The organism is Roseibaca calidilacus, from assembly GCF_001517585.1.
Lineage (GTDB): Bacteria > Pseudomonadota > Alphaproteobacteria > Rhodobacterales > Rhodobacteraceae > Roseinatronobacter > Roseinatronobacter calidilacus.
On sequence record NZ_FBYC01000004.1, the window covers coordinates 1,898,337 to 1,924,177 of the forward strand.

Here is a 25,841-nt window from a genome sequence, read left to right on the forward strand (position 1 = left end):
GCTTGCGCCTTGCCGAAATGGCACATCTACCCTAGACAGGCGGGCGGCATAAATACAAAGGGGGCGCCAATGCGTCGCGTGGTCATTACAGGTCTGGGTGTCATTTCACCCATTGGAAACAACGCCGAAGAAGTGTCGGACAGCCTGCGCAAGGGACGGTCGGGCATTGTCTTTGCCCCGGAATACGCCGAGCACGGCTTTCGCAGCCAGGTCAAGGGCGAACCCAAGATCGTGCTGGAAGACCATATCGACAAGCGCAACCTGCGCTTCATGGGGCCGGGCGCGGCTTATAATTTCTTGTCCATGGAGCAGGCGATTGCCGATGCCGGGCTGGAAGAAAGCGATATTTCCAACCCGCGCACCGGGCTTGTGACCGGGTCGGGCGGGCCGTCCACCTCGAACCTGTTTCAGGCGCATAAGATCGTGGTCGAAAAGGGCAGCCCCAAGCGCATGGGGCCTTTCATGGTCACGCGCTGCATGTCGTCCACCAATTCGGCCTGTCTGGCAACGCCCTTCAAGATCAAGGGCGTGAATTATTCGATCACCTCGGCCTGTTCGACATCTGCGCATTGCATCGGCAATGCCGCCGAACTGATCCAGATGGGCAAGCAGGATATCGTCTTTGCCGGCGGGGGCGAGGAACTGGACTGGACCCTGTCCTGCCTGTTCGACGCGATGGGCGCGATGTCGTCGAAATACAACGACACACCAGAAAGCGCCGCCCGCGCCTTCGATGCCACCCGCGACGGGTTTGTCATTGGCGGCGGTGGCGGCATGCTGGTGTTGGAAGAACTGGAACACGCGAAAGCCCGCGGTGCCAAGATTTATGCAGAGGTGACGGGCTACGGCGCCACATCCGACGGGCATGACATGGTCGCACCATCGGGCGAGGGTGGCGAGCGGTCGATGCGGCTGGCCTTGGGCACCCTGCCCGAAGGGCGCCGCGTCAGCTATATCAACGCGCATGGCACCTCTACACCTGCGGGCGACGTGACAGAGGTCGAGGCCATTCGCCGCATCTGGGGCGAAGGCAATGTGCCGCCGATATCTTCGACCAAATCGCTGACTGGGCATTCTTTGGGCGCGACCGGCGTGCATGAAGCGATCTATTCGCTTCTGATGATGCAGGGCAATTTCATCACCGCCAGCGCCAATGTGACAGAGTTGGACCCCGCGATCCGGCCCGGCGAAATCGCCACTTCACTGGTCGAGAATGTCGAGCTGGATTCGGTTCTGTCCAACAGCTTCGGCTTTGGCGGAACCAACGCAACGCTGCTGTTCAGCGCCTATCGCGACTGAGGAGACTGTCATGACAGGTCTGATGCAAGGCAAACGCGGCTTGGTGATGGGCGTGGCCAATGAACGCTCAATCGCTTGGGGAATCGCACAAGCCTTGGCCGCCGAGGGGGCAGAACTGGCCTTCAGCTATCAGGGCGAATCGTTCGGAAAACGGGTGGAACCCTTGGCCGCAAGCGTCGGGTCCGATCTGCTGCTGGATGTCGATGTCTGCAACGACGCCTCTTTGGATGCGGCCTTTGCCGAGTTGAAAGACCGTTGGGGCAGCATGGATTTTCTGGTCCATGCCATTGCCTTTTCGGACAAGGCCGAACTGACCGGTCGCTTTCGCGACACCAGCCGTGCAAACTTCGCCCACTCGCTGGATATTAGTTGTTACAGCTTTATAGACGCGGGCCGCCGCGCGGCGGCGCTTATGCCAGATGGTGGCTGCCTGCTGACCGTGACCTTTCAGGGGTCAAACAAAGTCACCCCGTTCTACAATGTCATGGGCGTGGCCAAGGCCGCGCTGGAAAGTGCGACGCGCTATCTGGCCAATGACCTTGGGCCAGACGGCATTCGCGTGAACGCGATCAGCCCCGGCCCGATGAAAACGCTGGCAGGCGCAGCGATTGGCGGGGCCCGCAAGACCTACCGCCACACCGAAGCCAACGCCCCCTTGCGCACGAACGCCACGCTGAACAGCGTGGGCGGCGCGGCGGTGTTTCTGGCCAGCGACTATGGCGCGCATACCACGGGCGAGATCGTGCATGTCGATGGCGGCTATCACATCATGGGTTTGCCGCAGGTCGAGAACCTATAAAGAAGGGGCTGCGCCCTCTCTGGGCGCACACCCATTCCCTCGGGCCGGGTATGTCGCGCAAGTTAAAGCCGCTTGCCAACAGACAGGCCCAACGCGACCCCGCCCAACGACAGGGCCAGCGTTGCCGCAATGTAGCTCGCGGCGGATATGAACTGACCCGTCTGTAAAAAGCCGAGCGTTTCATACCCAAAAAGCGAAAACGTTGTAAAACCACCGCAAAATCCGGTCATGCCAAAGGCCCGCGCGCGGCCCGACAAGGGCATGGGCGCAAGTAGCCCGATCAGCACCGATCCAATGAAATTGGCGCAGAGCGTGCCGTAGAGCGGCAAGACCCACCACAGCCCTGCCCGCGCGCCCGCGCCAAGCGCGGCACCAAGGGCGACCCACAGGCTCATACCGCGCCCAACCAAAAGCCCAGCGCCACAGCCCCCACCGAAAGCACGATAGACCCGGCCATATTGATCCCGGCCCAAAGATAGGCACCCGATTGCCACATCTGCACGGTGTTCAATGCGAAACTCGACACCGTTGTGTAGGCACCCAGAATTCCCGTAACGGCAAACAGCCACACCAGACTGCCCGGCGCTGCATGGGCCACCAATAGACCCATCGCAAAACTGCCGGTCACATTTACCGCCGCAACACCGCGCGCCCCGGTCAGCCGCGCACAAAGCCAAGCCCGGCCAAGCCCGCCCAAGGCACCACCCGTAAGAACGGCCAAAACTGACCCAAAATCCGGCTCCATACCCTGTGCTTAGCCGATTTCCATACAGCACACCAAGCCGAAACCCACTGCCCGTGATTGACTTGGCGTGACACGGCACGGTAAGCGGCAAGCCAGCAACAACAAAAGGCCGCAGACCGTGTCATCCCAAGTGATCGAAGATGCAATCAAGGCTGGCCGCGACGTGCTGCATACGGAAGCGCGCGCTCTGCACCGGATGGCCGACAATCTTGGACCGGAATTTGCGCAAGCCGTGGAAACGCTAACCGGGCTAAAAGGCCGGCTTATTGTCGTCGGCATTGGCAAATCCGGGCATGTGGGGCGCAAGATGGCCGCGACCTTTGCCTCGACCGGGACGCCCGCGCATTTCGTGCATGCATCGGAAGCCAGCCACGGTGATCTTGGCATGATTACCCAAGACGATTGCTGCATCCTGCTGTCCAATTCCGGCGAGTCGCGGGAATTGAGTGATGTGATCAACTACACACGCCGGTTCAACATTCCGATGATTGCCATTACCCGCGTGCTGCACAGCACGCTGGGCAGCCGTGCCGATATCGTGCTGGCCTTGCCAGACGAACCCGAAGCTTGCGCCATTGGCATGGCGCCGACCACTTCGACCACGGCCAGCATGGCGCTGGGCGATGCGCTGGCCGTCGCGGTTATGCGCCGCAAAGGGTTTGACCCTGAAAATTTCCACATTTTTCACCCCGGCGGCAAGCTGGGTGCGCAATTTCTGCGCGTGTCGGACCTGATGTATACCGGCGATCTTCTCCCGCTGGTGCAAGAAGATACGCCCATGCCCGATGTGCTGATGCGGATGACGGGAACCGGCTATGGCGTGGCGATCATCGTTGATGGACAGCGCCTGACCGGTATCATCACCGATGGCGATCTGCGCCGCAACATGGACGGCTTGATGACCCGCCGCGCAGGCGATGTGGCCACCCGAAACCCCAAGACCATCACCCCGGAATCATTGGTGTCAGAAGCCGTGGCGGTGATGAACGCCAAGAAGGTGACAGCGCTTTGCGTGGTGAACGACACAGAAAGCCTGTCAGGCTTGATCCGGCTGCACGACTGCCTGCGCGCCGGTGTGGTATGACGCGGGCTCTATTTGTTACCTATGATCTGCGGCCGACTACTGTGGCGGCTAGTATCACGGAACCCTTGCGATGACACCGCGTCGCCCGCTGCTACTGCAAGCCTATCTCGGTCTCAGCCGAATGCTACCAAGCCTGTGGCACGGACTGGCTAAACAGATTCACCGGCACCAAGCTGCCAAGCGGGACCGGTTCCGCGAACGGCTGGGACATTCGAGCATACCGCGCCCAAGCGGTCGGGTAATTTGGGTGCATGCAGAGTCTGTAGGCGAGGTGAGCACAGTCGCCAGCCTATTGCACGATATCGCCGAGCACGGCCATATCGTGATAACGACAACAACGCAAAGCGGAGCCGAACGGGTTGAAAGTCTGGGGTCGGAACGCATCCTGCATCAGTTCAAACCCGCCGATACACCGGTTGCGATTGGGCGTTTTCTTGACCATTGGCGCCCCCGCGCCGCTGTGTTCGTAGAAAGCGACATGCCGCCGGTTGCGCTGTCCATCTTGCGACAACGCGGCATCGCCCGTGCGCTTTTAGCGGCCCGTCCCTCGGGAACGCGGCGCAGGGCCCCGAAAATCGCTGCGGCTCTACTTGCAGAATTTGACCTCGTGACCGCCAGTTCGCAAAGCGTGGCGGACGAGCTTGAGGGCCTAAAGGTCAAGGTCCATCATGTCGAAGACCTGAAAGCCTATCAAAGCGCGGTGACGGAACCGTTACCTTGGTCTGAGGCACAACGCACAAGGCCCATCTGGTTGGCCGTATCGGCGCATCCCGAAGAGTATGATTTGCTTTTTGCCGCCCACGATCACCTCCAAGCCCGTGAGCCGACCGCGCTGATGGTGATCGCGCCGCGCCATCCCGTGTCAAGCCGGGCATGGGCCCCAAAGCGCTTTGCACCGGTGTTTTTTTCGGATGGTCATCAACCAAAAGATGACACAGGGCTGTTCGTGATGGATGCATTTGGCCACGTGCCACAACTTCACCTGTTAAGCCATGTTAGCTTTATCGGCGGATCCTTGGGCAAGCGGGGCGGCCATAGTCCGTGGGAAGCTGCGCGCGCAGGGAGCTACATTCTGACCGGGCCAGATATTGCCAATAACGCACCCGCCTATAACGGGCTTGCGCATGAAATCATCACGACGCCTAACGCGCTTGCCGATGCGGTTTGCAAGGCATGGGCTGCGCCCCGCCCTGCGCCAATCTTGCGTAGCGCCAAGAACAGCCAGACCACCCGCGCCGTGCTGGACATGTTGCAGGCCCAATGCTGATGACACCGTGGTTCAACATTGCCCTCGCGGCCAAGCTGACGACCGGATCGCGCCGCGCGGAATTAGTGGCGCTTCTTGCCGCAAAACCGATACCGTCACAGGCCCCACGCCTTATCGTGGCGACGCCGCGCCGCTTTGTCAGTCTACCAAAACTCCTGAAACCAAATGAAGCCATCGATGCAATGTTGCGCACGTTTCGCGCGACATTTGATTTAGCCGCCGAACAAGGGCTAACCGCCCGGCTGGAGCTTTTTCAAAATTATATATAGATTATGTGCCTGATGTTGCTGCGGCCAACGGCGAAGAGGCCGTCGCCCATACGATGAGCGGACTTGCCGGATGACGCCTCTATGAGCTGAAATCTTCGCCAACCGATTCGAACAACGATTGCCGCGAGTTAAGCTTCAATCTTGACGAACGGCGCAGTCTTGCCTAATGGACAGAGGATGAAATCGCAGCGCATTATCGCCTATCTGGCAGAGCCCAATGCCGAGAAACAGGCCTTATTCAGAGCTGTGGCCAGAAGGCTTGGGTACGGGCAGTCCTTGGCGTCATGGCCCATATCGATCCGGGGCTACCCCGAGACGGCGGCGCGAGCGGAAGAATGTCTGGGCCGGGCCAAGAAACAGCCGCGCGGAACATTAGGTAGGGCGTTGAAGCGAGCGTTCCTCAAGGGGCGTTACAACTGGGCGCGGCGCTGGTTTTCCGCGAGGCCCGGAGCCGTGGCTATGTGCTGGCAGGGACTGACAGGCACGCGGCGGGCCTTCATTGAAGGCGCACGCGATGCCGGCGCGCCGACGCTCTTCGCTGAGCTGGCCCCGCTGCCGGGCCGCTGGACTTTGGACGCGCAAGGCGTGAACGCGGAAAACTCGGTCCCGCGACGGTGGGAGGCCTATGACGCGGTTGCCCCTAATTATGAGCTGCTCGCAGGGCTCCGCGAGGCTTTCGAGGCGCGTCAGCCGCGGCGACGCGACGTCGGCCAGAGCGACGCGCCGCTCCCCGAGGACGCGCGTTTTCTCTTCGTACCCTTGCAGGTGCCCGATGACAGCCAGATGATCCTCTTTGCCGGCTGGTGCGGCGGGCTGGAGGGGTTCATCGACGCGCTGGCGGAGGCCTCGGCGGCCCTACCCGAAGGCTGGCATCTGCGGCTCAAGGAGCACCCTTCGGCGAAACGCTCCGTCCGCGCGCGCATCGAGCGGCATATCGCGGCGGGCGCGCGGCTGGAGCTCGACAACGCGCGCGACAGCTTCGCCCAGCTCGAAGCGAGCGCGGGAGTTCTGACCGTGAACAGCTCGATGGGGCTCCAAGCTATGTTCTTCGACAAGCCGGTAATCGTCACCGGCGAGGCCTTCTTCGCCTTCGAGGGGGTGGCGCATCCAGCGGGCAGCCCGCAGGAGCTCGCACAGCTTCTGGCTGATCCGGACGCGCTCGGCCATGATGGCGACTTGCGCGCGCGCTTTCTGACCTGGCTGGCGCACGATTATTACATCGACTTCGACGGAAAGGCGCTGATCGACTCCGCGCAGCTTGGTCGGATCACGAAAAAGATAGAGGGGCCGCAGGATTCCTAACCGCCATTTCAGCCTGTTCAAGACCTTCGTCGACCGCGAGCGAGGCGTGGCGCTTCTGCTCAATCCGAAGGTGCTCACGACGTTCACACGGCGCTTTCTGACCGATGGCATGCGAGAGTTCCATGGGCTCTCAGACCCGTCGGCAGGCCGCTATCGGCTGGTGAAGAATGCGCGGCGTTTTCCCATGGCACGGCTCAGGGATTACCTGCATTTCCGCACTCACCACGACGACTACAAGATATTCGCCTTCGTCCGCAACCCCTATGCACGGGTCTATTCCGGCTGGAAGGACAAGTTCTACGACGGGCACAAGGGCTCTGACTACGGGCGGCTCTCGGGCTATCCTAGGTCCATGCGGCGCGGTGAACTGAAAAAGGCGAGGGCCTATTGTCGGAAACATGGCCTGCCGGGGGCCGCTGAAGGCGAGCTGGTGCCATTTGCCAGCTTCGTACGCTACATGGCTGACCAGCCGCCGGGGGAGCGCAACCAGCACTGGGACCAGCAGGTGCTTGTCCTGCAGCAGCCCAAGTTCAGGCTGGCGGGCGCTTACAAGATCGAGCATGAACTTGACAAGGGCATCAGGACGATCGCAGAAGCGCTGGAATTCGACCCTGACTGGGCCGTTACTCAGCTTAGCCGCAAAGCGAATGTCTCGAGCCGTTACGATGGCTCTGCGCACCCGATGACCGATGAGGTGGCCGAGGAAGTCTTTCACGCCTGCGAACCGGATTTCGACGTATTCGGCTATGACAAGGAAAGTTACCGGGAGCTTTGGTAGCCCGCGCGTTCGTGCACTTCGAGCCGGGGGACGAGCAAGTCGAAGGTGCGCGAGGCGACCTAGAACCCATATCGCGCGATGCAAGCCTGTTCCAAGAATGCAAGCGAAGCGCCTGCCCCCTCGCCCGCCTGCGCCACGTTGGTAAAGGCCTGGAACACCCGGTCAAGCTGGCGGTCATAGGCCAGATCGACCTTGGAGGACGGCAGCAGCGGCACAAAGCTGAAATTTAGCGCCGTGCCTTCGGGGAAGCACCCGGCGATGAACTTTACCAATTCGACACTGGTTGCTTGGCAGCCCCAATTGCCACGAAACCCGGTGAAATTGATGATAACGATCCGTTTCACTTCTAGTCCTTCCTTGCCGGGTGTTCCATTGTTCGTGATAGGATAGAAGCTAGGCGAGCACCAATGGGTTTCGGTAAGACATAGTCAGGGTATCCGCATGGGACTGGCCTCTTTGAAAGGATCATGGGGCTTGTCGCCGATTGAGCAGTCAGGTGCAAGATCGGGTAGCAGGCCAACGTGCCCCTTGCCCGCGGATCACGCACCATCTGTGGAGGTCAGGCGCAGCATGGGAATACCCATCTTTCGCACCTGCGCATGCAATTTCGGGCTTTCCGTGACAAGCACCGCACCGGCGGCCTTGGCCCAGACATGCAGATCAGCGGCCCCGTCGCCAACATAGACAAAGCCTTGCGCGCCGTAGCGCTTGCTCAGAAAAGCTGCCTTGTCGCGCCCCTTGAGGTTGTTGCCAAGGGTGGACGCATGAACCTCATCAAAAAGCTCCAGATGCCCAGCGATCGCCCGCGCCGTGCCGTCCTCTGCTGCCGTGGCCAGCACAACCCGCCGCCCCGCCGCGCGCCATAGGCGGATCAGCGCCAGAACGGCGGCATTGTAGCGCAGGCCCGCAGGATCGAACGGAGCGCGCTGCGCCACGGCGCGCTTAAGGCCGGGACGCCCCCCTTGCGCCAAGGCCGCAGCCAACAGCACCGACGACCAAGGCGCGCGCCAAAGCAGCTGGACCAATCCGCGCCGCAACATGTCGCCCGGCACAAGCGTGCCGTCCAGATCGACAGCCAGCACCGCGTCAGGACAGGCAGCCAACAGGCCGGCCGCGTCATAGAGTGCCGGTTTGCTGTTCATCTGCACAAAATCGACATGGTGATGCGCCATTTTTTGTTAGCATGGTTACCCAAAACCTACATAACTGCATAGATACCGCGCCAGAGTTTCCTTAATCTCAAGGTGGATTGTCAGAGTGTGAGCATGGTCGGCGACATTCCTCGATTGCCTGCCAAAACACTTGGCATCGGCAGGATCGCGACCTTTGACGGGTTGCGCGGGGTTGCCGCACTGGTTGTCGTGGTATTTCACTTTCTTGCAATGCTTCATCCCGACTGGGTGTCTGATTACGCCCAAGCGCCTGCCTTGTTGCTCGCAACCCCTCTGGCGGTTTTCTGGAACGGTTTTTTCGCAGTCGCAGTGTTTTTCGTGCTGTCGGGCTTTGTCATGGCCGCCGCGGCAGAACGGCGTCACGCAAACCTGTTGGAGAACGCGCTGCTGCGCTACCTGCGGCTGGCGCTGCCTGTTTTGGCCAGCATTCTACTGGCCTACCTGTGGCTTAGACTGATGCCCAACGCCGCAGGCAACCTGGCCCGCAGTCTAGACGCCCCTTCGGAATGGCTGGCCTTCACGGCCCAAGGGCCGCTGCCCGGTTTGGGCGCTGCCATCCACGACGGGCTGGCGGGCAGTTTCATTACCGGCATGTCACCTTTCAACAATGTGTTGTGGGCCATGCAAGTGGAACTGGTCGGTTCGCTGTTCCTGTTCGCGGCCTACTGGCTGGGCGGGTTCGGACCTTGGGTGCGCTTTGCCGCATTGGCCGGGTTCGCCCTGTTGGGCCTGCTGGTGCTGCGCGATATCTATCTATGTTTCGTAACCGGCGCGCTTTTGTACGAGGGCCACAAAGCTGGGATCTGGCTGAGGTTGCCGCCGGTCACAGGGCTGCTGGCGTTGGCCTTGGGGATGATGCTGGGCACGCCCGGCGGCAGATTTGCAATAAGCTGGCTCCCCGAATTCGTGCCGGACCGTTTGTATCCGGGCAACCCTTGGGGCTTGGCACCCGTCGCGGGTGCCACGCTCATTCTGCTGGCGGCGCTTCAGCTTCGGACCCTGCAAAACTGGTTCAAAACTGCGCCACTGCAATGGCTTGGACGGGTTTCCTTCGGGCTATACTTGGTGCATGTGCCGATTCTTTATACTTTCCTTGCGTGGGAAAGGCTGACCCTTGGGCTGCCTGAATTGCTGCTTTTCCCTGCCTATCTGGCTGCGGTGCTGGCCTTGGCGTATCTGTTCACACTTGTTGTGGACGAACCAACCTTGCGCTTGTTGGGCCGAATTCGCGAACAGCTTGCCCGCCTGCGCAGCCTAACCCGCGTGCCCAGCCTGACCGCCAGCGCCACCGCGCCGGTCTGGCCATGGGTCTTGTTGGCCAGCGCGGGCCTGATGGCCACGACCCTGATAAATGGCGGTGTCGCCATCTATTACGACTCTGCCATTTACCTGCACCGTCCCGAGGGGATGTTGAGGCTACTTTCGTCTATGCCATTCATGGACCTCGTGCCAACAGACGCAGCGCCTGCCGCTGCCTTGCCGCAAGACAGCAACACGACAGGCGCTACCGCGCCCGCGCTTCAATTCAGCGGGCGGTCCATATTCTACCAGATCTTCGCTTGGTCAGGGCTGGAAGCCGGGCGGCTATGGTCACTGGCGGCGGCGCATGCGGTGATGGTGGCCTACCCGGCGGCCTTGCTGCTGGCGCATGGGCTTGGCAGGGCACCGCGCTGGGGCTTTATTCTGGGTCTCAGCGCGTTGGGGCTGTTGACCCCGCTTGGACTGTCGATTGGCACGGCCATGCCCGATATCTTGGCGGGGGTGCTGGTGCTGGCTCTGACGGCGCTAATGGTCGGGTGGCAAGCGCTTCGCTGGTGGGATCGGACCTTGCTGTTGGCGCTGGTCGGCTTTGCGATGTTGTCGCATACCAGCCACCTTCTGTTGGCACCGGCGCTTGTCATCGCCGTGCTGTTGTTGCCCTTGCGCAGTGCCGCAATGTGGCGCACCGCCGCCATGATCGGGCTGGTCTGCACGGCGGTCGTAGGGTTCGAGCAGCTTCACAAGACGCTGCGCAACCAAGGCAGCGATACGATCCATGTCACGCGCCCGCATCTGACCGCACATCTGGTCGATGACGGGCCGGGCGTTGATTACCTGCGCCGCGCCTGTCCAGATGTCGGCTTCCGACTATGCGCGTATGTCGATCACCTGCCTATCGAGTGGCGCGACTTCCTGTTTGGTGGGTCCGAACCGGGCACGCGTTTCTTCGCCGATGGCCCGCCAGAGTTGCAAAAAGCCATCAGCCTAGAGCAATTCGCCTTCACGCGCGCCGTTGTCGCGGATGACCCGGTCGCGGTATTGGATTTCGCAACAGCTGCCTTCCTGCGCCAAATGGTCATGTTCGACCCGGCAGGGCTGCTACTGCCCGCCTATTTGATGGAGCGCATGGACGACAGGGCGCTGGCCCTTTTCGACGCCTATCCTGACTGGATGAAAGCACAATTGCGCACGCTTGCCGTGGTCGAACAAGAGCACCTGCTCTCGATGCTGCATATCAGCACCATCGGCTTGACGCTGCTTGCACTGGCGGTGCTGGGACAGGCGCTCTATCGGGGCGCAGAGCACCGCGCGCAACGCGAACTGGTGCTTGTCTGCGCGGCGCTACTACTTGGCGTCATGCTCAATGCGGCGATTTGCGGGGTTCTGGCATCGCCCTATGACAGGTTTCAGGCGCGCATCATCTGGCTGGTCCCGCTGGCCGGGCTGGCGCTGATCGCGGCACGCCGCGCGCCCGCTGCGCGCAGAAACGGTCCCGACCCACATAAACCGGAAAGACCTTTCACATGACCCGTGACGATAGCATTGAACAGCGGCATCGGCGCCAAGCCCGGGCGGCAAATATCAAAGACTACCTGCGCTTGGCCCGCTTTGACCATTCCACCAAACATATGTTCATCCTGCCCGGCATTGCACTGGCGCTGTTGCTGCGCGGCGATCAAGGAGAGCCTTTGCTGAACATCCCCTTGGGGTTTCTGGCAGCGATCTGTGCGGCTTCGGCGAATTATGTCATCAATGAATGGCTTGATCGTGATTTCGACCGCCATCACCCCGAGAAATCCGAACGCGCCGCCGTGCAGGTGTCGCTGGATATACGACTGGTCTACGCATGGTATGGCACATTGGCGCTTGCGGCAGTCGCACTTGGCTTTGCAATTCATGGCGGGTTTGGCGTGACAATCCTGTGCTTTCTGGCCGCCGGGCTGGTCTATAACGTGCCGCCGCTGCGCAGCAAGGACCGGCCCTATCTGGACGTGGTGTCGGAATCCGTCAACAATCCGCTACGGCTGATGCTGGGCTGGGCCATGATCGACCCGGTCACCTTGCCGCCAGTGTCGGTTCTGCTCAGCTTTTGGTTTGGTGGCGCATTCCTGATGAATACCAAGCGCTTGGCCGAGTTCCGCGATATCGTGGCAGATTTGGGCCAAGCGCGCCTTGCGCTTTATCGCAAGTCTTTTGCCCATTACACCGAAGCGCGGCTGTCGGTGGCAAACCTGACCTATGCGCTTTTATGCGTGATGTTCCTTGCAGTCTTCGTGGCGAAATACCGCATCGAATATGTGCTGCTGTTCCCGATTGTCGTGTATCTGTGCAGACGGGGTCGGTCGCGCGCAAACCGGAAAAGCTGTTTTCCGAAATTCGCCTGATGGCGGCAAGCGGTGCCGCGACGCTGGTCTTCGTTTTGACCACCATCTTTGACATACCGGTTCTGGACATGCTGGCCGAACAGCATTTCATCGACTTGCACGGCTTTGCGACCATTCCCGATCCGTCCCATGCGCCATAGGATGACCCGAACTGTGCCCCGGCAACGCTTTTTCCGCTATATCCTGACCGGCGGCGCGGCGGCTCTGGTCGATCTGGGCGGCTTTGCGATGTTGTTGCAGTTTCCCGTGCCGATCGCGCTGGCCGGGACAGCGAGTTTCGCACTTGCCGTTTTGGTTAACTACACGCTGACCTCGCGCTTTGTGTTTCAGGTGCAACCGGGACTGCAGCGCCTGCCAGCGTTTGCCCTTGGGGCTTTGGCCGGGCTTTGCATCAACATGGGGGGCACATTGGGGCTAAGCGCCTTGGGCTTTGCACCGGTTTTGGCAAAATGCGCCGGCATCGGCATGGCCTTTCTGTTCAACTATGCGATCAACGCTGCGGTGATATTTCGTCGGTAAAGGGCCGCGCGAAAACACCCGACAGGCGCGAAGCACAGAGCTTGTCCCCGAAGAGGGCGGGTGCGAGGTGGGTTTAATCGAGCGCTTGCTCTAACGCCTCGCGGATCAGGCGCTGGTAGGGGATGCCGCGTTCTTTCGCACCGACACGGCAGAGGCCGCCAGAGCAGCCCGGATCAGGGCAGGTGTCTGCATGGGTCAGGCCCCTTGGAACGGATCACGGGACTTGTCGCCGATTGGGGGGGCGGGTGCAAGATGGTGTTGGTTGGGGCAGGCGGGTGGATACACAAGCTCATATCGAAGCAAAGCGATGAAACTATGTATCTTTCTTACCGTTGAAATATTTGACAATCTGGGGAACCAGCCCGGAGGCCGCGAATGCTATTGCGACCGCTGGCTGTCCGATGACAGCACAATATATCGCTCCGCCAACTAAGCCCAAAGAAACAACAACGGACCCAAAAACGCGAGCAAAATCATTAAAGACCAACCAACCGTTGTCCCTTGAGCGGATTGCTTGCTCTTTCTCGGCCATCGACATGATCCTATCAGCCATACCGGGGAGGACCGCTTCGTATTGATGCAGCATTTGCGGCGGAGGTAGCGGACCCGCATACATGGCAGACTGCACGATGGACCTGATTTCGTCGGCTTCTTCGGTCTCCAAACTGTTTACTTCGGAGAGATCAACATCATCACCTTGCGGCTCAGCCGAAGTTACAGTCCCTTTTTCGTGTTCATCCGACTTCTGTTGGTCAGACCCACTTTCATTTTCGCGCAACTGATATCGCCTCATTCACCGCATGTGAAAAATAATTTTCAATATTCATCCTGTCTTCCATTACCCCACGAATGCCCGACGCTGGACGGCTGAGGCCCAAATTGATCGAGCTATCATACATATCTGAGAAAAGATCTGAGAGCTTCGCCGCCCGTTTGAAATGTTCGGAACTCTTACGATCAACAACATTTCCTACATGCGGCATTGCAAGCGCATCCGCCAATTCGGCGAGCTTCTCACTTTGCTCACGCATAGCCGCTAGCACACTCATTAGATGCACGTATCGCTCCGATATCTTGGCGAGCTCCTCGGTGGTAGCTGGTGAAACATCAAAGGTGCTAACGTCATCTCGCATCGACTTCGCTAGGTCTTTGTCTACTACTTCTTTCATCATTTTGATGGATTTTGCCAAGCGCATCGTTGCTTCACGCCTAGCGCTCTCTCTAGGGTCCGAATCCTTAACAGCTCGAGGGTTCATACCGACACCTTAGCTCCCGTCGCATTCTTGTGGAGTTACGACACACATTATCGAAGGTATATACCAATAACCGCTGAATCAATGGTTGAGACGCATCAATAATAGTTGCGCGCTACCCCTCACCTCGTAAACTTCTTATACTTCACCCGCTTCGGCTCCAGCGCGTCCGGGCCCAGCCGCCGCTTCTTGTCTTCCTCGTAGGCCGCGAAGTTGCCTTCGAACCATTCGACATGCGCCTCGCCCTCGAAGGCCAGAATATGCGTGCAGAGGCGGTCAAGGAAGAAGCGGTCGTGGCTGATGATGACCGCGCAGCCTGCGAAATCTTCCAGCGCGGCTTCCAGCGCTTGCAGGGTTTCCACGTCCAGATCGTTGGTCGGCTCGTCCAAGAGCAGCACATTCCCGCCCGCGCGCAAGAGCTTCGCCATATGCACGCGGTTGCGTTCCCCGCCGGACAGAAGGCCAACATTCTTCTGCTGGTCGCCGCCCTTGAAGTTGAAGGCAGAGCAATAGGCGCGGCTGTTCACTTCGGCGTCGCCCAGTTGAATAACGTCCAACCCGTCCGAGATTTCTTCCCACACGGTTTTGTTGCCATCCAGCGCGTCGCGCGACTGGTCCACATAGCTTAACTGCACGGTGTCGCCGAATTCTACGGTCCCGGCATCGGGCTGCTCCTGCCCCGTCAGCATGCGGAACAGGGTCGATTTCCCCGCCCCGTTCGGCCCGATCACGCCGACAATGCCACCGGGAGGCAGCGCGAAGGACAGGTTTTCGATCAGCAGCTTGTCCTCGAACCCTTTGCGCAGGTCGGTCACTTCGATGACCTTGCCGCCCAAGCGCGGGCCGTTGGGGATGATGATCTGGGCGCGGCCAACCTTCTCGCGCTCGGACTGGTTGGCCTTTTCCTCATAGGCGGAAATGCGGGCCTTGGATTTGGTCTGCCGGGCCTTGGCCCCGGCCCTGATCCATTCCAATTCGCGCTCCAGCGATTTCTGGCGCGATTTGTCCTCGCGCGCTTCTTGGGCCAAGCGCTTGGCCTTTTGCTCCAACCACGAGGAATAGTTGCCCTCGTAAGGAATGCCGCGGCCACGGTCGAGTTCCAGAATCCAGCCGGTGATGTCATCAAGGAAGTAACGGTCATGGGTCACGATCAGGATCGTGCCCTTGTAGTCGATCAGGTGCTGTTGCAGCCATGCGACCGTTTCGGCGTCCAGATGGTTGGTGGGTTCGTCCAGCAGCAGCATGTCGGGCGCTTCCAAAAGCAGCTTGCAAAGCGCCACGCGGCGGCGTTCGCCGCCCGACAGGGTTTCGACATTCGCGTTGTCCGGCGGGCAGCGCAACGCCTCCAGCGCGACATCGATCTGGCTGTCCAGATCCCACAGGTTTTCCGCGTCGATCTGGTCTTGCAGTTCGGCCATTTCCTCTGCGGTCTCATCGGAGTAGTTCATGGCCAGCTCGTTATACCGCTCCAGCTTGGCCTGTTTTTCCGCCACGCCCAGCATGACATTGCCGCGCACATCAAGCGCGGGGTCCAGATGCGGTTCCTGCGGCAGGTAGCCGACCTTGGCGCCCTTGGCCGCCCATGCCTCGCCGGTGAAATCCTTGTCAGCCCCGGACATGATGCGCAGAAGCGTGGATTTGCCCGCGCCGTTCACGCCCACCACGCCGATTTTCACCCCGGGCAGGAAAGACAGGCGGATATTTTCAAAACACTTCTTGCCACCCGGGTAGGTCTTGGACACGCCATCCATGTGGTAGACATATTGATACGACGCCATGGCATTTGCTCCTGATCTGTTTGGCCCGACACCTACAGCCGCACAGGGTCTGTCGCAAGCAAATCACACAAGGGTGATGTTATGATCTTTGACGCCGTTGCGTAGGGTTCAGCAGTCACTATGGAGGATAAAATGATTTCTCGCCGCGCCGTTCTGGCCGCTTCGCTGCTGGCCCTGCCCGCGTCGCACCTGTTTGCCCAAGCGACCCCCGTGCTCGATGGCCATGACCCGGTGGCCTATTTCACCGAAGGTACCCCGCGCCGGGGTGATCCGGCCTATGCGTTCGATTGGGACGGCAAACGCTGGCATTTCGCATCGGCGGCCAACAGGGATGCCTTTGCCGCCGCGCCCGCAGCTTACGCCCCGCAATACGGGGGCAACTGCGCCTGGGCGGTGGCCGAGGGCTACCTGGCCCCGGTGGACCCGGACGCCTGGGCGATCGTGGACGGAAAGCTGTATCTGAACGCGAACCGACGAATCCAACGCCGTTGGGAACGGGACATTCCGGGCTTTATCCGACGGGCCGATGCCAACTGGCCGGGTCTGCGCAACAACTAGGCAGACGGGCGCGACGTCAGGTCAGTCGGGGGCAAGGGGCGAAAGCGCCCTTGCCATTGCCGTGTTTTTAGGCAGAAATGGCGGGCAGGTTCGAACCAGCAAGGTCACATGCCCGACACGCCCGTTATCGAGATCCGCGACCTGCACAAGGCCTATGGGCCGCTGGAGGTGCTGAAAGGGGTCAGCCTGACCGCGCAGAAAGGCGACGTGATTTCGCTGATCGGGTCGTCCGGGTCGGGCAAGTCCACTCTTTTGCGCTGCTGCAACCTGCTGGAAGACAGCCAGCAAGGCGACATCCTGTTCGAAGGCGAACCCGTGCGCTGGCGCGGCACAGGCGGCCATCGCCAACCTGCCGACCGCGCGCAGGTGACGCGCATTCGCACCAACCTGTCGATGGTGTTTCAAAGCTTCAACCTGTGGTCGCATCTGAGCGTGTTGCAAAACGTCATGGAAGCGCCGCTGCATGTGCTGAAACAGGATCGCGCGATTGTCGAGCCGCGCGCCCGCGCGCTGTTGGACAAAGTCGGCATTGGCGACAAGGCCAATGTCTACCCCGCGCAAATATCGGGCGGGCAGCAACAACGCGCCGCGATTGCCCGCGCGCTGTGCATGGAACCGCGCGCCTTGTTGTTCGATGAACCGACCTCGGCGCTGGATCCTGAACTGGAACAAGAAGTGGTGCGCGTGATCCGGGCACTGGCCCAAGAAGGGCGCACCATGCTGATTGTAACCCATGACATGCGCATGGCCGCCGATGTGTCCAACCATGTCGTGTTCCTGCATGATGGCCGCATCGTGGAAGAGGGGCCACCCGACACCCTGTTCGGCAATCCGCAATCCGAGCGGCTGAAGCAGTTCCTCAGCCACAGTCAACCCAACTAGCCCTAAACCAACCGGGAGTAATGACATGAAAAAACTGATCCTTGGCCTGTCGCTGGCGGCCTTCGGCGCAAGCGCCGCTTTTGCACAAGACGTGGTGCGCATGGGTTCTGAAGGCGCTTACCCTCCATATAACTTCATCAACGACGCCACGGGCGAACTGGACGGGTTCGAGCGCGAATTGGGTGATGAAATCTGTGCCCGCGCCGAACTGACCTGCGAATGGGTCATCAACGATTGGGACACGATCATTCCCAATCTGGTCTCGGGCAACTACGACACGATCATGGCGGGTATGAGCATTACCGAAGCCCGCAAGGAAGTCATCTCGTTCAGCCAGAACTACCTGCAACCCGAACCCTCGGCCTTTGTCGCGCTGGAAGGCACCGATGCCGACGTGACCATGTCGGGCGTGGTGGCCGCGCAGTCTGGCACCATTCAGGCAGGCTATATCGCGGAATCAGACGCGGACCTGCTGGAATTCCCGACGCCAGACGAAACCATCGCGGCGCTGCGCAACGGCGAAGTTGACGCGGTTCTGGCCGACAAGGCGTTTCTGGAACCCTATGTGACCGACTCGGCAGGGGAACTGGTCTTTCTTGGCGATGACGTGCTGCTGGGCGACGGGATCGGTGTTGGCACCCGCCAAAGCGATGACGAGTTGCGCGCCACCTTCGACGGCGTGATTGCCGAGATGAAAGCCGACGGGTCGCTGAACGCCATGATTACCAAATGGTTTGGCGAAGAAACGCCGCTGTTCGAGTAAGGCAAACGGGCGGGGCCGCCGGTCGGCCCTGCCCCCCTGCCCGCGCGCATGTTCGGCTTTTGCTCTGACCCTTCGGTCCTTGAAGGTTTCGACTGGTTCGCCTGTTACCTGACCTCGGCGACACATCAGAACTTTTATTGGGCGTTTTTTCTGGTGATGGTGCTGCTGGCCGTCACCGCACCCATGTCGCTTGGCATGGGCATGCTGGGCGCGTTGGCCCTGCGGGCGCGCATCGCGCCCTTGGTCTGGTTCGGCAAAGTCTACGTCAATATCGTGCGTGGCGTGCCCGATATCGTGTTCTTCCTGTTCGTGCCGATCGCCCTTGGGCAGGGGCTGGAATGGATGCTGCATCAGGCGCGCTGCCCCGAATGGACAGAGCCGATCCGCCAAGGCACTGATTTCCTTGTCTGCCCAGAGGCCAAACTGCCGCCCAACGGGTCGCCGCAATGGATGTATAACGCCTATTCCTTTGGCATGGCGGTGCTGGCCTTTGCGCTGGTCTTTGGCGCTTTCGTGGCCAATACGCTGCACGGTGCCATGCAGGCCGTGCCGCACGCCCAAGTGGAAACCGCCGAAGCCTATGGCATGACCCGCGCCCAAACCTTTCGCCGCGTGGTGCTGCCGCAGATGTGGGTCTATGCGCTGCCCGGCCTGTCGAATATCTGGCAAATCCTGATAAAGGCGACTCCGCTTCTGTTCCTGCTGGGGCTGCAAGACATCGTCTATTGGGCGCGCGAGTTGGGCGGGCAGAAAACCTCGCTTTACAGCTACCCGCACCCCGATTGGCGGATGTGGTATTTTCTGTCGCTGCTGGTGTTTTACCTGTTCCTGACATGGGCCAGCGAACGGGTCTTCGCGTGGCTAAGCCGCCGGCTGTCGCATGGCCAAGCCACCGCTGCGGGTGAACGGCTGCGAAAGGCGGGCGCATGAGAACCTGTTGGGAGAGCTTCGAGGCTTATGGCCTGCGCGCGCTTGGCCGTGACTATGGCGAACGGCTTTTGCCGCGGGGTTTGGACATTACCTTTTGCGATCAGGTGTTCCTGATCGGTTCGGGCCTGATGTGGAACATCTACTTCGCCGCTCTTGCCATCGCCATCGGCTTTGGGCTGGCGGTTGCCGTGGCCATGGCACGCTTTAGCGATATCCCGTGGCTGTCGCGCCTTGCGGGTCTGTTCATTTTCGTGTTTCGCGGCTCACCGCTCTTTATCCAGTTCTTTTTCTTTTATGCGGCTTTCGTGCTCTTGCCCCGGAACGGCATCGACATTCCGCTGGGATTCATCACGCTGACGGTCGACACATCTGCGCTGACCACGGCGCAGGTGGGCGGGCTGTTCGTGCTGGTGCTGAACACCACCGCCTATTCCGCCGAATTGTTCCATGGGGCCCTGCAATCCATCCCGAAAGGCGATCTGGAAGCCGCGGATGCTTACGGAATGCATGGCTGGACCAAGTTTCGCCGGGTGATCTTTCCAAATATGCTGCGGCTGGCATGGCCCAGCTACACGAATGAGGCGATCTTCCTGACCCATTCCACTACGCTGGTGTTCCTGTCCGCTTTCCCCGCGCGCCAACAGGTGGGCGAGGCATTCTATTACGCCCGCTACTTCGTGGACCAGACCTTCAACCCCTTCGTGGCCTATCCGCTGGTCGCAGCCTATTTCGTGGCCCTGACATTGGTGATCGTCGGCCTTTACGGGTTGGCAGGGCGGCATTTGAACCGGCATTTGCCACGGGCCCGGCGCGTGCGGTTCCGGTTCCGCCCGCAATATATTCGTTAAGCCATGGACCCAGATTCTTTACGCCAGATTCGTGTGGTCATCCCTGATCTGAACGGAATTGCCCGCGCCAAGCGGATGCCTGCCAGCGCCTTGCCCAAGCTGATGGCGGGGCAGGTGAAGATGCCGCTCTCGGCGCTCAATCTGGACATACTGGGCAATGATATCGCCGACAGCCCGCTTGTGTTCGAAACAGGCGATGCAGATGGCTTTCTGCGCCCCACCGCGCGCGGGCTTTTGCCCATGCCGTGGATCGGGCCAGAGGCCGCGATGCTGCCCATGGCCATGCACGATGAAGGGGACCACCCCTTTGCGGGCGACGCGCGCCATGCGCTGGCCGCGATAATCGACCGGCTGGCCGCGCGCGGTCTGACCGCCGTGACCGCGACAGAGCTGGAATTCTACCTGATCGACGATAGCAGCGGCCGCTTTCAGCCCCCGGTCAACCCGACCACGGGGCGGCGCAGTTGGGGCGCGGCAACGCTTTCGATGCAGGTGATGGACACGTTCAACCCGTTCTTTGATGCGCTTTATGCAGGCTGCGAAGCCTTGGGCATTGACGCCGAGACTGCCACATCAGAGGCCGGGCCGGGCCAGTTCGAGATCAACCTGAACCACGGCGCCGACCCAATGCGCATGGCCGATGACACATGGTTGTTCAAGCTGCTGGTGCGCCGGCTGGCGCGGGCGCATGGCTTTGCCGCCAGTTTCATGGCCAAGCCTTACCCCGACGCATCGGGCAGCGGGCTGCATGTCCATGCCTCGCTGTTGGACCGCGACGGGCGCAATATATTCGATGATGGCACGGCGCGCGGGTCGGATGCGCTGCGGCATGCCATTGGTGGGCTGCTGGCGACGATGGCGGATGCGACGCTTATCTTTGCCCCCCATGCGGGCGGCTATGATCGGCTGGTGCCGGGCGCCCATGCGCCCACCGGCATTGGCTGGGCCTATGAAAACCGCACCGCATCGGTCCGGGTGCCCAATGGCCCGCCCGCCGCGCGACGGCTGGAACACCGGGTGCCCGGCGGCGATACCAACCCCTATCTGGTGCTGGCCGCTATTCTGGGCGGGATGGAGCTGGGTCTTGCCGACCAGATCGCCCCGCCGCTCCCGCTGACCGGCAATGCCTATGCGCAGAATCTGCCCCAGATCCCTGCAGACTGGGAGGATGCGGTCGCACGCTTTGCCGCGTCTGATGCTATGCCACGGCTGTTCCCGCACCGGCTGATCGACAATTTCACCCGCACCAAGCGGCAGGAAATCGCGGCCCTCGCCGCGATGGAACCGCAAGAGCTGGCCATGCTATACCTTGATAGCGTCTAGCCACCCGCCGCAGGTGGCGGACCTTGTCACTGGGCTTGCGGGCGACGCGGGTGCGCGATAGCGTCAGATATTGGCAACCCTGAAAGACTCTAGGCGATGAAGATCGGTATCCTCGAATGCGGGCGCCTGCCCGATGAGATGAGCGCGCAAACCGGGCAATACCCGCCCATGTTCATGCGCCTGCTGGATGGGCAAGGCTTTGCTTTTCAGGCATGGCATGTCGAGGACATGGTGTTCCCGAACAGCGTGTCGGACGCCGATGGTTGGCTTGTGACCGGCTCGCGCCACGGGGTCTATGAAGACCACGCTTTCATCCCGGTTCTGGAACAGTTCATCCGCGATGCTTTTGCCGCCGATGTGCCGGTGGTCGGTATCTGTTTCGGGCATCAGATCATGGCGCAGGCACTGGGGGGCAAGGTTGCGAAATACGCCGGTGGCTGGGCTGTCGGCGCGCAGGATTACAGCTTCGATACCGGGCCAGTGCGGCTGAATGCCTGGCATCAGGACCAGGTCATCACGCCGCCCGATGGCGCGCAGACCGTGGCCAGCAATGCGTTCTGCGCCCATGCCGCACTGCTGTATCCGGGGCGCGGCTTCTCTGTTCAAGCCCATCCCGAATTCGAGGATGGTGTCATTCAAGGGTTGATCGACCATCGCGGCCCCGGCGTGGTGCCGGACCCGCTTTTGCAGCAGGCGCAGGCCGGTCTGGGCCGCGCCGACAGCCGCGCGATGGCAGATCGTATTGCGGCGTTTTTCAAACAACATGCGGGTGTGCGCGCATGAGTTCCTGGCAGGATCAGATTCCGCAAGCGGCGCGCGATTACTTGGAAGGCCGCAGGCTGGACGAGGTGGAATGCATCATCGCCGACATGGCCGGTGTCGCGCGCGGCAAGGCCATGCCCGCGTTCAAATTCGATGACAGCGCAAAATACTATCTGCCGACCTCTATTTTCCTGCAAACCATCACGGGCGGTTGGGCAGATTTCCGCGACGGGGCCGATCTGGAACCTGACATGATCATGCGGCCCGATTTCAGCACCGCGACGGCGGCACCATGGACCGCGGACTGGACCCTACAGATCATCCACGATGCAGAGGATGCCGACGGCGCGCCCATATCGACCGCGCCGCGCAACGTGCTCAAGCGTGTTTTGAAACTATACAATGACAAAGGCTGGCAGCCGGTTGTCGCACCAGAGATGGAGTTCTTCTTCGTCGGGCGCAACACGGACCCGAACATGCCGATCATCCCGCCTATGGGCCGGACGGGTCGGCGCGCGGCGGCGCGGCAGGCCTATTCCATGTCGGCGGTGGATGAATACGGCAAAGTCATTGACGACATTTACGATTTTGCCGAAGCCATGGGGCTGGAGATTGACGGCATCTTGCAAGAGGGCGGCGCCGGGCAGGTGGAAATCAATCTGGCCCATGGCGACCCGTTGGTGCTGGCCGATCAGGTGTTTTACTTCAAACGCATGATCCGCGAGGCGGCGCTGCGCCACGACATGTTCGCCACCTTCATGGCCAAGCCAATAGAGGGCGAGCCGGGCAGCGCCATGCATATTCACCATTCGGTGCTGGATATGGCCACCGGGCAGAACCTGTTTTCAACCGATGCGGGCGCCAGCACAGACACATTCCTGCATTTCATTGGCGGCTTGCAGCGGCACCTGCCCCGTGCTGTCGCGTTGATCGCGCCCTATGTAAACAGCTACCGCCGCTACGTCCCCGATTTCGCGGCCCCCATCAATCTGGAATGGGGGCATGACAATCGCACGACAGGGCTACGCGTGCCAATCTCCTCACCATCTTCGCGGCGGGTAGAAAACCGGCTGGCGGGCATGGATTGCAACCCTTATCTTGGTATCGCGGCCTCTTTGGCCTGTGGGTATCTGGGGCTGATCGAACAACACAGCCCGCGCGAGGAATGCCGCACCAACGCCTATATGGACGAGGATGAACTGCCCCGCACTTTGGGCGATGCGGTGTCGCTGTTCGAAGATGCGAGCGCGCTGCACGATATTCTGGGACCGGAATTCTGCAAGACCTACGCCGCCGTGAAACGCGACGAATACCACGAGTTCTTGCAGGTCATCAGCCCGTGGGAACGTGAGCATCTGCTGTTGAACGTATGAACCTGCTATTTGCCAATGATCGCGCCGGGCAGTATCCGCCAAGCTACTACGCAGAAACTGCAACACCTTTGCCCTTGCAAGCGTCGCTTCGGGGGGCTGTGCAAGCGGATGTCTGCATTATCGGGGGTGGCTATACCGGGCTATCGGCTGCGCTGCATTTGGCGCAGCGCGGCTATTCGGTGCGCTTGCTGGAAGCCCACCGCGTGGGGTTTGGCGCGTCCGGGCGCAATGGCGGGCAGATCGGTCCGGGCCAGCGCATAGAGCAAGACGCAATCGAACGCATGGTCGGGCATGAAGATGCCCGCGCGCTGTGGCAGATGGGGCTGGACGCGCGCGATCTGGTGCATGAGCTGATTGCGCATCATGGCATCGACAGCCCTATTTCACCCGGTGTTATCCATGCCGATTGGCAGGCCAGCGGTGCGCGCCACAGCCACGCATATGCCGAGAAACTGGCGCGAGATTACGGCTATACGGATATAGAGGCGCTGGACCGCGCACAGATACAGCAGATCGTGCAGTCCCCGGCCTATCAGGGCGGCATTCTGGACCATGGCGCAGGTCATTTGCACCCGTTGCGCTATGCGCTTGGGCTTGCACGCGCGGCCCTTGCGGCGGGCGCGGTGATCCATGAAAACGCTCTTGTGGTGGCGATAGAGCCGGGGGCAAAACCCATCATCCGCACCCAGAGCGGGCATGTGCAGGCCGATCATGTGATCTTGGCTGCGAATGGCTATCTAGGCGGACTGGTGCCGCAAGTGGCGGCCCGGGTCATGCCGATCAACAATTTCATCATCGCCACCGAACCGCTGCCCGAAGGCACCGTGCTGACGCGCAATCATGCCGTGGCCGACAGCAAGTTCGTCATCAACTATTTCCGCCTGTCCCAAGACAACCGGCTGCTGTTTGGCGGCGGGGAAAGCTATGGCTACCGCTTTCCCGACATTCTGCGCACCGTGCGCAAACCCATGTTGCAGGTGTTTCCGCAACTGGCCGACACGCGCATTACCCATGCATGGGGCGGCACATTGGCGATCACCATGACCCGCCTGCCCTGCTTCCGGCGGGTTGCGCCCAATATCCTATCGGCATCGGGCTATTCGGGCCACGGCGTGGCCCTGGCCACGCTGGCCGGACGTATCATGGCAGAAACCGTTGCAGGCCAATCCGAGCGCTTCGACCTTGTGGCGCGCCTGCCGCTGCCTGCCTTTCCCGGCGGGCGGGCGCTGCGTAACCCGCTTTTGGCCTTGGCCATGACATGGTTCAGCCTGCGCGACCGCTTGGGGATTTGAACGCTACTTGTTCATTTTCGACAGCTTTTCCTGCAATTCGGCAAGCTGTTTCTTGATGTCGTCCAGATCGTCGCCACTGCTCGCCGTGTCAGGCTCTTTGACACCGGGCCAACCCGCCATCATGGACTTCATGAAAGCTTGCTGCTGGCGCTGCATTTCCTCAAAACCGGGCATGGCGGACATCGGGTTCGCGCGCGTCATATTATCGACAATCTGCGATTGCCCCTCGCGCAGCATCTCGAAGGACATGGCAAGGAATTGCGGTACGACGCTTTGCGCCTGCGTGGTGTAGCTGCGCACAAGATCGGTCAGCACGTCGATCGGCAACACGCTTTCGCCACGGCTTTCATGCTCTGCCACGATCTGAAGCAGGTATTGCCGCGTCAGGTCGTCGCCAGATTTCAGATCGACGATCTGCACCTCGCGCCCGTCACGGATGAAGCCTGCAATATCCTCGAGCGTGACGTAATCGCTGGTTTCGGTGTTATACAGCCTGCGGCTGGCATAGCGCTTTATCAGCAGCGGTTTTGCGTCTTGTGCCACGAGGACCCCTCCCTTGGGTTTTGCAGTGCAGCAGAGCCTAGGGGAGTATGAAACAAAAGAAAAGGGCGCGCATGTCATGCGCACCCTTTAGTTGCGGTCAACTGTCGGGAGGAACAGATCCGCAAGGGAGAGAACCGAAGCGCCTTACTTGGCGGTTGCGGCTTTCGTTGCTTTCGTGGCCGTGTCGGTGGCTTTCTTGACAGCAGCAGTGGTTTCTTCCTGCATGTCTTTGCCAGCAGCCATCAGCAGCTCGACGGTGTCCATCTGCACTTTTTTCGCGATTTCAGCGAATGCAGCGACATGTTCAGCAGCGGTTTCAGCCGAAGCCGACGCGAAATCGGTCATGGCTTTGGTGTAGTCAGCCGGGTCTTCCTTGGCGGTCGACAGCTCACCAGCTTTTGCCAGCGTTGCCTTGGTCCATTTGGTCGAAACTTCGGTCGACTTTTCGGCAGCTTCCAGAGCGACCTTGCTCATCTTCTCGCCCAAAGCGGCTTGGGTCTTGAACATGTCGGTGAACGCGGTGGTGTCCATCGGCATTGCGCCCATCATGTCTTTCATCATTTTGGTGTAGTCGGTGGTGGTAGCCATTGTGCTTCTCCTAGCGAAATCTTCCGGCAGGTCCCATCATGTTTCCTGCCTCTGCAAACAATATGCATGC

The 25,841-nt window shown here is 60.6% G+C and carries 29 protein-coding genes; 20 read left to right on the forward strand and 9 right to left on the reverse strand.

The annotated features are described in order from the left end of the window. Positions 1–69: 69 nt before the first annotated feature. Together fabB and AWT76_RS12890 are read left to right on the forward strand one after the other, a co-directional pair. The gene (gene fabB, locus AWT76_RS12885) at positions 70–1,299 is read left to right on the forward strand and encodes a beta-ketoacyl-ACP synthase I (protein ID WP_072246700.1); all 1,230 of its coding nucleotides are present in this window, start codon (positions 70–72) and stop codon (positions 1,297–1,299) included. Between the two features lie 10 nt (positions 1,300–1,309). Further along, on the forward strand, positions 1,310–2,098 hold the full coding sequence (locus AWT76_RS12890; protein ID WP_072246701.1) for an enoyl-ACP reductase FabI: 789 nt from the start codon (positions 1,310–1,312) through the stop codon (positions 2,096–2,098). A gap of 62 nt (positions 2,099–2,160) precedes the next feature. Here the strand turns inward: AWT76_RS12890 and AWT76_RS12895 are convergent, their stop codons facing one another. Further along, positions 2,161–2,493 carry a fluoride efflux transporter FluC gene (locus AWT76_RS12895; protein WP_072246702.1) on the reverse strand — a complete coding sequence of 111 codons (333 nt, stop codon included), beginning with the start codon at positions 2,491–2,493 and terminating at the stop codon, positions 2,161–2,163. Next, on the reverse strand, positions 2,490–2,843 hold the full coding sequence (locus AWT76_RS12900) for a fluoride efflux transporter FluC (protein ID WP_072246703.1): 354 nt from the start codon (positions 2,841–2,843) through the stop codon (positions 2,490–2,492). The genes AWT76_RS12895 and AWT76_RS12900 overlap by 4 nt, the downstream gene beginning before the upstream one ends. A 118-nt stretch (positions 2,844–2,961) precedes the next feature. Between AWT76_RS12900 and AWT76_RS12905 the strand changes: the two genes are divergently transcribed. From AWT76_RS12905 to AWT76_RS12925, 5 genes are all read left to right on the forward strand, one after another. After that, positions 2,962–3,927, forward strand: coding sequence for a KpsF/GutQ family sugar-phosphate isomerase (locus tag AWT76_RS12905; protein WP_245638820.1), 966 nt, complete (start codon positions 2,962–2,964; stop codon positions 3,925–3,927). A gap of 121 nt (positions 3,928–4,048) precedes the next feature. Continuing rightward, positions 4,049–5,194, forward strand: coding sequence for a 3-deoxy-D-manno-octulosonic acid transferase (locus AWT76_RS12910; protein WP_072246705.1), 1,146 nt, complete (start codon positions 4,049–4,051; stop codon positions 5,192–5,194). Then, positions 5,194–5,463 carry a hypothetical protein gene (locus AWT76_RS12915; protein WP_176699398.1) on the forward strand — a complete coding sequence of 90 codons (270 nt, stop codon included), beginning with the start codon at positions 5,194–5,196 and terminating at the stop codon, positions 5,461–5,463. Before AWT76_RS12910 ends, AWT76_RS12915 begins: the two co-directional genes overlap by 1 nt. A gap of 177 nt (positions 5,464–5,640) precedes the next feature. Then, positions 5,641–6,765 carry a capsular polysaccharide export protein, LipB/KpsS family gene (locus AWT76_RS12920; protein ID WP_082700203.1) on the forward strand — a complete coding sequence of 375 codons (1,125 nt, stop codon included), beginning with the start codon at positions 5,641–5,643 and terminating at the stop codon, positions 6,763–6,765. A gap of 13 nt (positions 6,766–6,778) precedes the next feature. Beyond that, the gene (locus AWT76_RS12925) at positions 6,779–7,543 is read left to right on the forward strand and encodes a sulfotransferase family 2 domain-containing protein (RefSeq protein ID WP_407071418.1); all 765 of its coding nucleotides are present in this window, start codon (positions 6,779–6,781) and stop codon (positions 7,541–7,543) included. Between the two features lie 59 nt (positions 7,544–7,602). Here the strand turns inward: AWT76_RS12925 and AWT76_RS12930 are convergent, their stop codons facing one another. Beyond that, complete coding sequence (locus AWT76_RS12930; protein ID WP_072246708.1) at positions 7,603–7,887, reverse strand: hypothetical protein; 285 nt, start codon at positions 7,885–7,887, stop codon at positions 7,603–7,605. A gap of 195 nt (positions 7,888–8,082) precedes the next feature. Beyond that, positions 8,083–8,715, reverse strand: a complete 633-nt coding sequence (locus AWT76_RS12935) for a haloacid dehalogenase-like hydrolase (protein WP_072246709.1) — start codon at positions 8,713–8,715, stop codon at positions 8,083–8,085. Positions 8,716–8,808: 93 nt separating this feature from the next. Between AWT76_RS12935 and AWT76_RS12940 the strand changes: the two genes are divergently transcribed. The 4 genes from AWT76_RS12940 to AWT76_RS12950 are packed head-to-tail and all read left to right on the forward strand — an operon-like array spanning position 8,809 to position 12,878. Further along, entirely contained in the window at positions 8,809–11,502 is a 2,694-nt protein-coding gene (locus tag AWT76_RS12940) for an acyltransferase family protein (protein ID WP_072246710.1), read from the forward strand. Then, positions 11,499–12,359, forward strand: a complete 861-nt coding sequence (locus AWT76_RS12945; protein ID WP_218055480.1) for a UbiA family prenyltransferase — start codon at positions 11,499–11,501, stop codon at positions 12,357–12,359. The genes AWT76_RS12940 and AWT76_RS12945 overlap by 4 nt, the downstream gene beginning before the upstream one ends. Further along, positions 12,359–12,499, forward strand: coding sequence for a hypothetical protein (locus tag AWT76_RS17060; protein ID WP_218055481.1), 141 nt, complete (start codon positions 12,359–12,361; stop codon positions 12,497–12,499). Before AWT76_RS12945 ends, AWT76_RS17060 begins: the two co-directional genes overlap by 1 nt. A gap of 1 nt (position 12,500) precedes the next feature. Continuing rightward, a complete protein-coding gene (locus AWT76_RS12950) occupies positions 12,501–12,878 on the forward strand; it encodes a GtrA family protein (RefSeq protein ID WP_072246711.1) in 378 nt (125 codons plus the stop codon). Positions 12,879–13,191: 313 nt separating this feature from the next. Here AWT76_RS12950 and AWT76_RS16515 read toward each other — a convergent pair whose 3' ends face one another. From AWT76_RS16515 to ettA, 3 genes are all read right to left on the reverse strand, one after another. Next, the gene (locus tag AWT76_RS16515) at positions 13,192–13,656 is read right to left on the reverse strand and encodes a DUF2335 domain-containing protein (protein WP_176699399.1); all 465 of its coding nucleotides are present in this window, start codon (positions 13,654–13,656) and stop codon (positions 13,192–13,194) included. Further along, positions 13,643–14,068 carry a hypothetical protein gene (locus tag AWT76_RS12960; protein ID WP_141655962.1) on the reverse strand — a complete coding sequence of 142 codons (426 nt, stop codon included), beginning with the start codon at positions 14,066–14,068 and terminating at the stop codon, positions 13,643–13,645. Before AWT76_RS12960 ends, AWT76_RS16515 begins: the two co-directional genes overlap by 14 nt. Before the next feature lie 185 nt (positions 14,069–14,253). Further along, positions 14,254–15,909 carry an energy-dependent translational throttle protein EttA gene (gene ettA / locus AWT76_RS12965; RefSeq protein ID WP_072246713.1) on the reverse strand — a complete coding sequence of 552 codons (1,656 nt, stop codon included), beginning with the start codon at positions 15,907–15,909 and terminating at the stop codon, positions 14,254–14,256. Positions 15,910–16,041: 132 nt separating this feature from the next. On the opposite strand from ettA, the gene AWT76_RS12970 reads away from it, so the two are divergent. From AWT76_RS12970 to AWT76_RS13010, 9 genes are all read left to right on the forward strand, one after another. Then, on the forward strand, positions 16,042–16,467 hold the full coding sequence (locus AWT76_RS12970; protein WP_072246714.1) for a YHS domain-containing (seleno)protein: 426 nt from the start codon (positions 16,042–16,044) through the stop codon (positions 16,465–16,467). Positions 16,468–16,575: 108 nt separating this feature from the next. After that, positions 16,576–17,349 (forward strand): ABC transporter ATP-binding protein, encoded by a 774-nt coding sequence (locus AWT76_RS12975; RefSeq protein WP_072246715.1) that lies wholly within the window; start codon positions 16,576–16,578, stop codon positions 17,347–17,349. A gap of 25 nt (positions 17,350–17,374) precedes the next feature. Continuing rightward, entirely contained in the window at positions 17,375–18,112 is a 738-nt protein-coding gene (locus tag AWT76_RS12980; RefSeq protein ID WP_072246716.1) for a transporter substrate-binding domain-containing protein, read from the forward strand. A gap of 48 nt (positions 18,113–18,160) precedes the next feature. Further along, the gene (locus tag AWT76_RS12985) at positions 18,161–19,042 is read left to right on the forward strand and encodes an ABC transporter permease (RefSeq protein WP_072246717.1); all 882 of its coding nucleotides are present in this window, start codon (positions 18,161–18,163) and stop codon (positions 19,040–19,042) included. Continuing rightward, positions 19,039–19,890, forward strand: coding sequence for an ABC transporter permease (locus AWT76_RS12990; protein ID WP_072246718.1), 852 nt, complete (start codon positions 19,039–19,041; stop codon positions 19,888–19,890). The genes AWT76_RS12985 and AWT76_RS12990 overlap by 4 nt, the downstream gene beginning before the upstream one ends. Positions 19,891–19,893: 3 nt before the next feature. Beyond that, the gene (locus AWT76_RS12995; RefSeq protein WP_072246719.1) at positions 19,894–21,213 is read left to right on the forward strand and encodes a glutamine synthetase family protein; all 1,320 of its coding nucleotides are present in this window, start codon (positions 19,894–19,896) and stop codon (positions 21,211–21,213) included. A 96-nt stretch (positions 21,214–21,309) separates the two neighbouring features. Further along, positions 21,310–21,996, forward strand: a complete 687-nt coding sequence (locus AWT76_RS13000; protein WP_072246720.1) for a type 1 glutamine amidotransferase — start codon at positions 21,310–21,312, stop codon at positions 21,994–21,996. Continuing rightward, positions 21,993–23,348, forward strand: coding sequence for a glutamine synthetase family protein (locus AWT76_RS13005; RefSeq protein ID WP_072246721.1), 1,356 nt, complete (start codon positions 21,993–21,995; stop codon positions 23,346–23,348). Before AWT76_RS13000 ends, AWT76_RS13005 begins: the two co-directional genes overlap by 4 nt. Continuing rightward, positions 23,345–24,640: an NAD(P)/FAD-dependent oxidoreductase gene (locus AWT76_RS13010; RefSeq protein WP_072246722.1), complete on the forward strand. Its 1,296-nt coding sequence runs from the start codon at positions 23,345–23,347 to the stop codon at positions 24,638–24,640. Before AWT76_RS13005 ends, AWT76_RS13010 begins: the two co-directional genes overlap by 4 nt. 3 nt (positions 24,641–24,643) lie before the next feature. Here the strand turns inward: AWT76_RS13010 and phaR are convergent, their stop codons facing one another. After that, positions 24,644–25,183, reverse strand: coding sequence for a polyhydroxyalkanoate synthesis repressor PhaR (phaR, locus tag AWT76_RS13015; RefSeq protein ID WP_072246723.1), 540 nt, complete (start codon positions 25,181–25,183; stop codon positions 24,644–24,646). A 144-nt stretch (positions 25,184–25,327) separates the two neighbouring features. Continuing rightward, a complete protein-coding gene (locus tag AWT76_RS13020; RefSeq protein WP_072246724.1) occupies positions 25,328–25,771 on the reverse strand; it encodes a phasin family protein in 444 nt (147 codons plus the stop codon). Between the last annotated feature and the right edge of the window lie 70 nt (positions 25,772–25,841).

Bases quoted from the DNA above. Each gene is read 5' to 3' on its own strand.
- AWT76_RS17060 (WP_218055481.1), top strand. From the start codon at position 12,359: ATGGCGGCAAGCGGTGCCGCGACGCTGGTCTTCGTTTTGACCACCATC.
- AWT76_RS12950 (WP_072246711.1), top strand. From the start codon at position 12,501: ATGACCCGAACTGTGCCCCGGCAACGCTTTTTCCGCTATATCCTGACC.
- AWT76_RS13010 (WP_072246722.1), top strand. From the start codon at position 23,345: ATGAACCTGCTATTTGCCAATGATCGCGCCGGGCAGTATCCGCCAAGC.
- AWT76_RS13000 (WP_072246720.1), top strand. From the start codon at position 21,310: ATGAAGATCGGTATCCTCGAATGCGGGCGCCTGCCCGATGAGATGAGC.
- fabB (WP_072246700.1), top strand. From the start codon at position 70: ATGCGTCGCGTGGTCATTACAGGTCTGGGTGTCATTTCACCCATTGGA.
- AWT76_RS12990 (WP_072246718.1), top strand. From the start codon at position 19,039: ATGAGAACCTGTTGGGAGAGCTTCGAGGCTTATGGCCTGCGCGCGCTT.
- AWT76_RS12995 (WP_072246719.1), top strand. From the start codon at position 19,894: ATGGACCCAGATTCTTTACGCCAGATTCGTGTGGTCATCCCTGATCTG.
- AWT76_RS12900 (WP_072246703.1), bottom strand. From the start codon at position 2,843: ATGGAGCCGGATTTTGGGTCAGTTTTGGCCGTTCTTACGGGTGGTGCC.
- AWT76_RS12985 (WP_072246717.1), top strand. From the start codon at position 18,161: ATGTTCGGCTTTTGCTCTGACCCTTCGGTCCTTGAAGGTTTCGACTGG.
- AWT76_RS12945 (WP_218055480.1), top strand. From the start codon at position 11,499: ATGACCCGTGACGATAGCATTGAACAGCGGCATCGGCGCCAAGCCCGG.
- AWT76_RS12975 (WP_072246715.1), top strand. From the start codon at position 16,576: ATGCCCGACACGCCCGTTATCGAGATCCGCGACCTGCACAAGGCCTAT.
- AWT76_RS12980 (WP_072246716.1), top strand. From the start codon at position 17,375: ATGAAAAAACTGATCCTTGGCCTGTCGCTGGCGGCCTTCGGCGCAAGC.
- AWT76_RS13020 (WP_072246724.1), bottom strand. From the start codon at position 25,771: ATGGCTACCACCACCGACTACACCAAAATGATGAAAGACATGATGGGC.
- AWT76_RS12910 (WP_072246705.1), top strand. From the start codon at position 4,049: ATGCTACCAAGCCTGTGGCACGGACTGGCTAAACAGATTCACCGGCAC.
- AWT76_RS12915 (WP_176699398.1), top strand. From the start codon at position 5,194: ATGACACCGTGGTTCAACATTGCCCTCGCGGCCAAGCTGACGACCGGA.
- AWT76_RS12890 (WP_072246701.1), top strand. From the start codon at position 1,310: ATGACAGGTCTGATGCAAGGCAAACGCGGCTTGGTGATGGGCGTGGCC.
- AWT76_RS13005 (WP_072246721.1), top strand. From the start codon at position 21,993: ATGAGTTCCTGGCAGGATCAGATTCCGCAAGCGGCGCGCGATTACTTG.
- AWT76_RS12920 (WP_082700203.1), top strand. From the start codon at position 5,641: ATGAAATCGCAGCGCATTATCGCCTATCTGGCAGAGCCCAATGCCGAG.
- AWT76_RS12940 (WP_072246710.1), top strand. From the start codon at position 8,809: ATGGTCGGCGACATTCCTCGATTGCCTGCCAAAACACTTGGCATCGGC.
- AWT76_RS12935 (WP_072246709.1), bottom strand. From the start codon at position 8,715: ATGGCGCATCACCATGTCGATTTTGTGCAGATGAACAGCAAACCGGCA.
- AWT76_RS12970 (WP_072246714.1), top strand. From the start codon at position 16,042: ATGATTTCTCGCCGCGCCGTTCTGGCCGCTTCGCTGCTGGCCCTGCCC.
- ettA (WP_072246713.1), bottom strand. From the start codon at position 15,909: ATGGCGTCGTATCAATATGTCTACCACATGGATGGCGTGTCCAAGACC.
- AWT76_RS12895 (WP_072246702.1), bottom strand. From the start codon at position 2,493: ATGAGCCTGTGGGTCGCCCTTGGTGCCGCGCTTGGCGCGGGCGCGCGG.